Source organism: Bacteriovorax sp. DB6_IX (assembly GCF_000447775.1).
Taxonomy (GTDB): domain Bacteria; phylum Bdellovibrionota; class Bacteriovoracia; order Bacteriovoracales; family Bacteriovoracaceae; genus Halobacteriovorax_A.
This window is the reverse complement of record NZ_AUNJ01000049.1, coordinates 1-7,593: the sequence shown is the minus strand read 5'-3', so window position 1 is coordinate 7,593 and position 7,593 is coordinate 1. Positions and strand designations below refer to the sequence as shown.

11 protein-coding genes are annotated in these 7,593 nt (G+C 37.9%); 2 read left to right on the top strand and 9 right to left on the bottom strand.

Annotated features, from left to right (window positions below; translation table 11 throughout):
- Positions 1 to 17: 17 nt before the first annotated feature.
- From M901_RS01510 to M901_RS01475, 9 genes are all read right to left on the bottom strand, one after another.
- A complete protein-coding gene (locus M901_RS01510) occupies positions 18 to 266 on the bottom strand; it encodes a hypothetical protein (protein ID WP_021276392.1) in 249 nt (82 codons plus the stop codon).
- A 218-nt stretch (positions 267 to 484) separates the two neighbouring features.
- A complete protein-coding gene (locus M901_RS17345) occupies positions 485 to 655 on the bottom strand; it encodes a hypothetical protein (RefSeq protein ID WP_021276383.1) in 171 nt (56 codons plus the stop codon).
- 14 nt (positions 656 to 669) lie between these two features.
- Positions 670 to 1,068 carry a hypothetical protein gene (locus M901_RS01505; RefSeq protein ID WP_034719476.1) on the bottom strand — a complete coding sequence of 133 codons (399 nt, stop codon included), beginning with the start codon at positions 1,066 to 1,068 and terminating at the stop codon, positions 670 to 672.
- Entirely contained in the window at positions 1,010 to 1,474 is a 465-nt protein-coding gene (locus M901_RS01500) for a hypothetical protein (RefSeq protein WP_021276391.1), read from the bottom strand. The genes M901_RS01505 and M901_RS01500 overlap by 59 nt, the downstream gene beginning before the upstream one ends.
- Entirely contained in the window at positions 1,459 to 1,989 is a 531-nt protein-coding gene (locus M901_RS01495; protein WP_021276385.1) for a hypothetical protein, read from the bottom strand. Before M901_RS01495 ends, M901_RS01500 begins: the two co-directional genes overlap by 16 nt.
- A gap of 144 nt (positions 1,990 to 2,133) precedes the next feature.
- Entirely contained in the window at positions 2,134 to 2,577 is a 444-nt protein-coding gene (locus M901_RS01490; RefSeq protein WP_021276384.1) for a hypothetical protein, read from the bottom strand.
- Positions 2,574 to 3,005 carry a response regulator gene (locus M901_RS01485; protein ID WP_021276387.1) on the bottom strand — a complete coding sequence of 144 codons (432 nt, stop codon included), beginning with the start codon at positions 3,003 to 3,005 and terminating at the stop codon, positions 2,574 to 2,576. The genes M901_RS01490 and M901_RS01485 overlap by 4 nt, the downstream gene beginning before the upstream one ends.
- Positions 3,006 to 3,050: 45 nt before the next feature.
- Complete coding sequence (locus tag M901_RS01480) at positions 3,051 to 3,548, bottom strand: murein L,D-transpeptidase family protein (protein WP_021276386.1); 498 nt, start codon at positions 3,546 to 3,548, stop codon at positions 3,051 to 3,053.
- Between the two features lie 76 nt (positions 3,549 to 3,624).
- A complete protein-coding gene (locus M901_RS01475; protein WP_034719472.1) occupies positions 3,625 to 4,173 on the bottom strand; it encodes a hypothetical protein in 549 nt (182 codons plus the stop codon).
- Between the two features lie 219 nt (positions 4,174 to 4,392).
- On the opposite strand from M901_RS01475, the gene M901_RS01470 reads away from it, so the two are divergent.
- Together M901_RS01470 and M901_RS01465 are read left to right on the top strand one after the other, a co-directional pair.
- A complete protein-coding gene (locus tag M901_RS01470; protein WP_034719469.1) occupies positions 4,393 to 7,308 on the top strand; it encodes a hypothetical protein in 2,916 nt (971 codons plus the stop codon).
- Between the two features lie 21 nt (positions 7,309 to 7,329).
- On the top strand, positions 7,330 to 7,593 hold a 264-nt coding region (locus tag M901_RS01465), incomplete at its 3' end, for a hypothetical protein (RefSeq protein WP_021276390.1).

Below are 7,593 nucleotides of genomic sequence, written 5' to 3'. Positions count from 1 at the left end.
CTGTCGCTATAAGGGTTTTACCAGATAACTGTAAGACCTTTTATCATATCTTCTTCGTGTAATTCCGATGCTTTAGAAAAGAGCTGCTTAAATTCTTCACTATTTTTAGCGTGAACCTTTCCAAAGTAATTCATTGGAAGAAATGGCTTATTACAACTTCCACACTTTTCTATTTCTGAATGTGATTCCATAAGGTGCCCACAAACGTGACATTTCTTGATAATTTTACTTGTTTTCTTTGTTGTTCCTAAAGAAGTCATTTTCACTTTTCCACTCCACCTTAAGTCGTGGTTTCCTTTCCTGGTTTACTCTAAAACTTCCTTGCCTAGAGAATGTTCATAAATCTCTTCGTATAAAAAATAAAAAAAATTAAGTAAAAAAGTGGAAGTTTTTTGCCTGTGCAGATTAGTCAGATAAAAAAAGGCCGCAACCATTAGGGGGAGGTGGTTGCGGCCGATAATAGCATATTCAAGGGGAAGGGGTATTAGTTAAAACTTACTGAGCTAGGCTCCCATGATTGTGTCTCTGCAAAATTTGGAGAAACATTCTGTCTAAAGTCATAAGCTCTTTCAGAGTTAAAGTGACTTAGTGGGAAAGCATCGGCCTGATTGTATCTCATTGGCTGATTCTTAATATATTGATCGTGAAAACTCATATTTCTTCCAGTGTTTAATCCAAAGTAGAGTCGTTTCTATTTGATCTATAATTATCAAAACCATAGTCATTACCAAAGAATCCTCCAGACTCGAGACGGTATCTGTCCATCATGCGGCTTCTCATTCTCATCATTTCGATATCTTTCATCATCATGAGCTGTGAGTTCAAGAAGCTATTTCCACCTTCAAATCCCACCATGTCGTTCATGAGTGACATCTGATCGCGACGTCCTGCTTGTGACATTTGGAATTGATAGAACTGATTTCTCTGTTGAATCTCAGCTTGTTGTTGTAGGTAGGCCGTGACGACACCTAGAAGCTTATCTTCATATGATTCATCATCTGAATCTTTTTTAGTCGACTTTCTTTTCTTTCTTATTCTTCTTTTTCGTTCTTCTATCATCGTCTTCATCATCGCTCTCGTCAGAGGCTTTCTTCTCAGGCTTGGATTCTGCGACGACTTCAGATTGTTTTTCTTCTTTCTGTTTTTCAGTTACTTCTTCGTTAGACTCTTCTTTCTTTTCTTCAGAAGCTGCAACAACTTCTTCACCATCTTCTTTTTTGAGTTGTTCTTCTAGCTTTGCAAGTATCTCTGCTTTATCTGCAGTGAGTTCTTTGACTTGCTCTTCAAGATCAGATTGTTTCTCAAGTAGACAAGTGAGTCTTTGATTCTCATCTTTAAGTTCTTTATTTTCAGACTCAAGTTGTGCAATACGATCTCTTAGCTCTTTAAGCTTAGTCGTAATATCGTCAAACTGAGCGAGTGCCATTTCAAGTTCTGCGACTTTTCCATTTTGGACTTCTAGTGCCTTGGCCAATTTATTTGATTTTCTTTTAGAACTTCAATATCTTGCTCATAAGATTCTTTTTGAGCATCGAGATCATCAAGAAGACCATTAACCATCTTACTTGTATGTTCATTAGTAAGATCTAGTTCTTCTTTTAAATCTTTTGATTTCTTCTTTTCTTGTTTTAGTTGTTCTTCAATATTATTGCGATCTTTCTTTAGAACTTCATATTCTGCGGCAATAGTATCAACTTTTTCTTTTAGAACACTTGGTCTAAGTGTGACATCAAAGTCTATTAGATCAATACCGTTCCAAACTTCTGAAACTTTGTCTCCAAAGTCAGCAGCCTTTTCTTTCCAAACAATATAGAAAGGTTTTTCAACAACAGGATCGCCTGCTGGATTAATGGCTCCTTTTGCTTCTGAGGCAATAGAGCGTTCAATAAGTGGTTTTGTTTGGGCCATTTTCCCCATTTCGTTAGAAACGTAGGCCGTTGAAAGTAGGGCACAGCTAAAGAGTGCCACTGCTAGTTTTCTAGTCTTCATAATTCCTCCCAAGAATTGCTATGCAATATATAAAGCAATTTCAATGCCAAGAATTAGGGGGGAAATGTCTATAAAAGTGGCCAATATTGTCTAAGAAATAGACGGCCTGTGTATTTTTTATCAGAAAATGTATAAATTTTAGATTTACTCAGATTCAAGACTGTTTAGTATTTCATCAATCTCACATGAGTCTTGGAGTGCTTTTGCAAGTTTTTGGACAAAGCTTTGAGAGGCTTCGTCTAAGTTGCTGAGTTTCTGTAATACTTCTAACCATGCATTTGAGATGGCTTCTTTTGTATCAGCTTTAGCTCTTATAATAAGCTCACTCTCGTCTAACTCCAATTCAACTAACGGAGCGATAAGAGTTAATGATTTTGATTTTGAGGCCCTGTGAGAGCTCTCTATGACCTCTATTCTAACTTGTCCTTCACAAGAGTCTATATTCTCTTGACGAAGGTCAAAGAAGTTACTTTGTAATTTAAAGGGATGTAGAGAGTTATTGAGAATAATCTGATCTCTAAAGTTGTGCCAGTAGGAGAGCTCATTAAAGTCTCCAATAACCTCAATTAACTTATGAAACTCTCTCATTGAGTAGAATCCTCTGGCTCTGGATTCATAATACTTCTTGGACTACGGTCTTTTCTTGGTTTAAAAGGCTCGATTTTATCCAGTAATGACCCAAATATTTTCTCGCTGTAGACGATGAACTCATTTATACCAAGTTTATAGAGTTCTAGAATTTCTTCTTGAGATGCTTTCTTATCAACATAGATAATTTGTAGCTCATCCTTTCTAAATACTCCTCTCATGAGTCCAATTAACTCGATCGCTGACATATCAAAGAGGTTCCCTTGAATGACGACAGAATCAAAATCGTATTTTTCAATTTGAGAGAGTGAGTGGAATCCACTATTTGAAAGCTCAACATAAAAACCTTGAAGCCTAAATCTAGAGGCTAGGGTATCTCGTCGTGAAGCTTTTGAATCTATAATAAGAAGTTTTTTATCTCCGGCCATGGGAGAATTATAGGTTGTTGAAAATTAATTGGTAGGCATGAGGCGTTATGGAAAAATTTCCAAAACAGTCCCGTCAGGTATTAAGTCATATACTTCCTTCATGTCTTTATTTGAAAGAGCAATACAACCATTCGTCCAGTTCTCCAGTTTGAGAAATTGATAAATTCTTTCTGGATCTGTGAGATTGAAGACCTTCTTTGGAACTCCATGAATAAAGATATTATCTCCTGGGTCCGCGATCCCTTTTTCTCGAGCATACTCACGATCTTGCTGATTAGGGTAGTTGATGTGGAGCGAGAGATAGAAGCGACTATTTGGATTATGCCAATCAATCACATAGCGACCCTCTGGGGTTTTATTATCTCCCTGTCTTCTTTTCTTTCCATAAGACTGACCAAGCATAACCGGATAAGACTTTATAATTTCGCCATTTTCAATTAAGTGCATTTTACGCTTCATCTTATAGACGACGACTTTATCAAGTGCAGCCAGTACAGATGTTGAGTAGAGTAAGAATGTAAATAATAAAAATAGTGATCGCATAGGTGGACTATGCTTGAAATCTAGGTCGCTTTCAATAAAATAGCGACCTTTGGGTAATTATAATAGGGTCTAAGTACTATTCACACTTAGTTGATTTCATGAGATCGAGAATCGTTTGATTGTGATTCTTCTTTTGTTTTAAAGTCATAAGAACTGAATAATTAAAGACCTTCTTCTTGCATTTAAAGAAGTAAGTTCTCTCCTCAAATTGCTGACCTAAGAGGGTGTAATTGTAACCAATTGAATGTACTTCCCCAATGTGAGGCCACTTGATATTCTTGTATGGGATGAAGTGAAGAAGACCACCTTTGTTTCTTTTCAGCCATTTCAGTCGTCCTTCACGATACTCATTCTGAGTTTTTTCAAGTTCTTTTGGATTGAAATTATAGTCACCTAGCTTTGTTTCATTTAATGAAACAACTGGGCGCCTTCCATCCTTATAAGGACCGAAGAAAGTATATGCAGAACTTAGGAAGCCCTTGGCCACTTGCCAATTTTTTGGTGTAGCTATTTTTAAATTTTCATTGTTTACAGAGAAATTTTTAAGATTTCCATAAACTTGTTGTGCAACAACAGAAGCAAGGATAACTAGTGAGATTCTGGTGTTTACTTGTTTTAAATTCAACATCTTTCCTTTAGTTGTTAAATAGGGGTTATTGTCTATAGTATAACCGCGTTTTTTCTACACAAAAACACTCGGTATAATCGAATAAATATTAAAGTATTTGGATCAATTTTTCGAAGAATATCTTAAGAAAAATGTTTGGTTTACCCAAAGGTTAAATTGTTTATGTATAAGATTTTATTGAGTTTTGTGTTTTTAAGTTCTCTGGGGTTTGCTCAGATGGCACCGGAATCTCTTGAGAGAGAACTTGAACTTTTTCAGAAGAATTGTTTCGATGAGTCGGGAAATATAAGAGAGTACGCATATATAGATCAAAACTTCACGAGTTGCTTAAATCAGGCAAAATTCTTTCAAAATGAAATTGTTCTCTATGAGGATAATTATCTTAGAGATGAATTAAATACGAAGGGTGATTGTACAGATGTTGATTCAGAAGACCCTGTCAGAGATCTTGCTTCAGTTGTTGGAGATGTTACTGAAAAAGTAAAGTGTTCAAACCAAGAGAAATTGGATGCAGAGAAAACATGTGGGAAGGCATGGAGCTGTAATATGTACCGTTCTATGTTGGAAGTGACAGACAATCTTCCTGATTTTATCTCTGATTCTTTTCAAGACTTTGCAAAGAGTAGTGTTAAGAGAAATAACTATGGACCAGAATGTTTGAATTCATCTAAATCAAATTGTGTTGAGGAGCTTGTGACGAGTTTCATGGGAAGTTTGATGACAACTCTAACTTCTGTATGGGACCTCGTTAAAACTGGTGCTTCATCATTATGGGGTGGAATCACTGGCTGGTTCGATCAAAAATCAGATGCCCTTCACGCTTCTGCTGTTCAAAAGGCTGAAGACGTTGAAGGTTTCTTAGACAATCCTGCTAAGTGGTTTAGCGACTTCATGGGAAATATTAAGAACTCAGTTAATGTTTGGATTACAGAAACTGTATTTTGCCAAGAGTGGGAGGGGACAGCTCACTTTTCTAAGTGTAAGGTCCCTCTCGAAAGTATGGATTGTATTGACTGCGATTCTAAAATGAATGCAACGTGTGCGGCAATTGGAGCCCTGACTTCTGAGTTTGGAATGATGGTCCTCACTGCTGGTGCTGGAAATATTGCAGGTATCACGGCTAAGGTTGGATCATCTGCCATGAGAATTGCAGCTCAAAACGCTGCGACTAAGATTAAGGTTGTTGCTCCTGCTGTAAAGAATCCTCTTAAGGGGGCAGGTAAAATTAAGAATACGGCCGCTGGTCAAAAAGTTGCTGCTGTGGCGGCTAAGGCGGTTGGACTTGGAAAGCTTGGAGTCGATGGTGTTGCTAAGTTAAAAGATAATGTTAGCAAGATGATTGAGATGTATGAAAATAGTCGCGTTGTTGAAATGGCGACGAAAGTAGCAGATGTTGTGACAGACCCTTTAAGTATTACAAATCGTGCATCACAAATGGGAGTGAATCTCTCTAATAAGGTTCTTTCAAAAGTTGCAAAAGGAAAAGTCAAAAAACGCGCAGACTTAGGTTTAAAAGTTGCCCAAAGAGCGAAGACATCAACACGAGTTTCTGAAGTTCTTAAAAAGAGGGACCGTCATGCTGTTAAAAAGGCATCGACTAAAGGTGCGGTCGCAAATAGATTACATAGAAGATATAAACCTACATCTTCATCTTCTTCTACAACTCGTTCATCAGTAGGCAGATCGACATCAAATTCTACTGATAGATACCCATCGGCTCGTCGAGGAGATCCCGATTATAGAGGACGCGTTGAAAGGACTACTCCAAAAAGAGAAGACCCTGTTCAAATTGCGACTAATCAGGAGCATAGAAAGAATCATCAAAACTCTACGGATCACTCTTCTGGACAAGGTGGTAATCATCATAATAAGGAAAATGAAGATGGATCTAGCGCAGGGGTAAAGGCCCTCGGTGCTCTTGCTATTGTTGATGTTGGAAGTAAGGTTCTTGGTAGCGAAAGTGATTATGATTCTAATGATGATGAAGATGAAGGATTTGGTGGTTTCCGCCTTGACGATACAACCTCTGGTTTAAGAGGTGCTGGTTCAGGAAAAGGTGATATCCCATTTGGCGCTATTGGTGCAAATGGTGCGAATGGATCAACTGGAAATGGAGCTGGAAATCAAGGTTCAGAGTCTGGAATTAGCGAGGATATTTCTAAAGCTTTAAATGTTGGAACAGGAACTTCTTATGAGGAGATGTCACAAAAAGCTGAGGCCCTTTCTGAAGTTTATTCTGAGGAAAACAGAGGGGATATCGTAAATAGATTACAAAGTATGAATCCAGGAATGTCTGCATCACAGGCCAATGCTGCCTTTAATAAGAGACAGGCCGAGATTCAAGCGGCAAAAGATAGACTAGCATCAATGGATGGGGGCTCTGATTCAAGGGGAAGCTCAATAGTAAATCCGTTAGCGACAAGCCAGTTGGAACAATTGAAATCAAAGAAACAAAATCTTGATAAGCTTATTGCTGAACTTAAGAGTGATGATCTCTCTGAAATTACGACACAAGCTCAGAGAAAATCTGCTCCAACTGTTGCTCCTGTGCAACAGGGAAGTCGAAGTGCTGGAACATCTTCGCGCTCAAGCAATTCATCTGTTGGAAATCGCGCACCTGCTTCTAGTTCTGGAAGTGGTTTTGCAGTCGCTGCAGGAGGACTTGGTACATCTGATTATGCTTCTTATAGTGCGCCATCTGAGTTGAATGCCTCTCATGGTGCAGCAGCAAAGAGTGAAGCTAATGCTGAGGGAACAAACCAAGTTGTAGCCCCAAAAGTAGAAGAACCAGCACAAAAAGAAGCACCTCAGTTAAGCATGATGGATATGTTGAAACTTGCTGAAAGAGATGACGTTGATATTGATACAGATGTCAAATTCCCATGGGAAGTTAAGAAGGTTGAGGCCCTATCTGATAGTGCAAGAAAGTCTTTAGGAGAGTTTCAAAAGCTTGTCAGTTCTCAACAAACAGCGAAGACAAAAATGTCATATAGGGGAGAAGATTCTCATCTGGAAGTTTACGAATTTGCCGGTGGAAAGAGATACTCATTCCTAATTGATGTTAATAAGAATATCGAACTTATTCCAGAGAGTCGTACCCAAGATATTATTCAAAGATTTGTGAAAGAATAAATTTTATAGGATAATCTTCGTATGAAGATTATCCTAGCCCTCTGTTTTTCTATTTCTGTATTTGCCACAAAACCTTCTCCTGAAAAAGTAGAATATCTACTATCTCTCATCAATATTGAGAAAGATTGGGGAAATCTTGGAGATAAGGAATATCAGAAAATAGTTGCGAAAACTCCTGTTTTTAAACTGGTTGAAAAAGAAATGCAGGACTATCTTGCTGAGGTCTTCGAATGGTCTCAGATAAAAGCTGAAGCTGTAAAAGTTGTTTCGCAAGATTATTCTGAA

What these genes read in the sequence shown, in the direction of transcription:
- M901_RS01505 (WP_034719476.1), bottom strand. Translation starts at nt 1,068, where the DNA reads ATGAAGACGATGATAGAAGAACGAAAAAGAAGAATAAGAAAGAAAAGA.
- M901_RS01495 (WP_021276385.1), bottom strand. Translation starts at nt 1,989, where the DNA reads ATGAAGACTAGAAAACTAGCAGTGGCACTCTTTAGCTGTGCCCTACTT.
- M901_RS01485 (WP_021276387.1), bottom strand. Translation starts at nt 3,005, where the DNA reads ATGGCCGGAGATAAAAAACTTCTTATTATAGATTCAAAAGCTTCACGA.
- M901_RS01480 (WP_021276386.1), bottom strand. Translation starts at nt 3,548, where the DNA reads ATGCGATCACTATTTTTATTATTTACATTCTTACTCTACTCAACATCT.
- M901_RS01470 (WP_034719469.1), top strand. Translation starts at nt 4,393, where the DNA reads ATGGCACCGGAATCTCTTGAGAGAGAACTTGAACTTTTTCAGAAGAAT.
- M901_RS17345 (WP_021276383.1), bottom strand. Translation starts at nt 655, where the DNA reads ATGAGTTTTCACGATCAATATATTAAGAATCAGCCAATGAGATACAAT.
- M901_RS01490 (WP_021276384.1), bottom strand. Translation starts at nt 2,577, where the DNA reads ATGAGAGAGTTTCATAAGTTAATTGAGGTTATTGGAGACTTTAATGAG.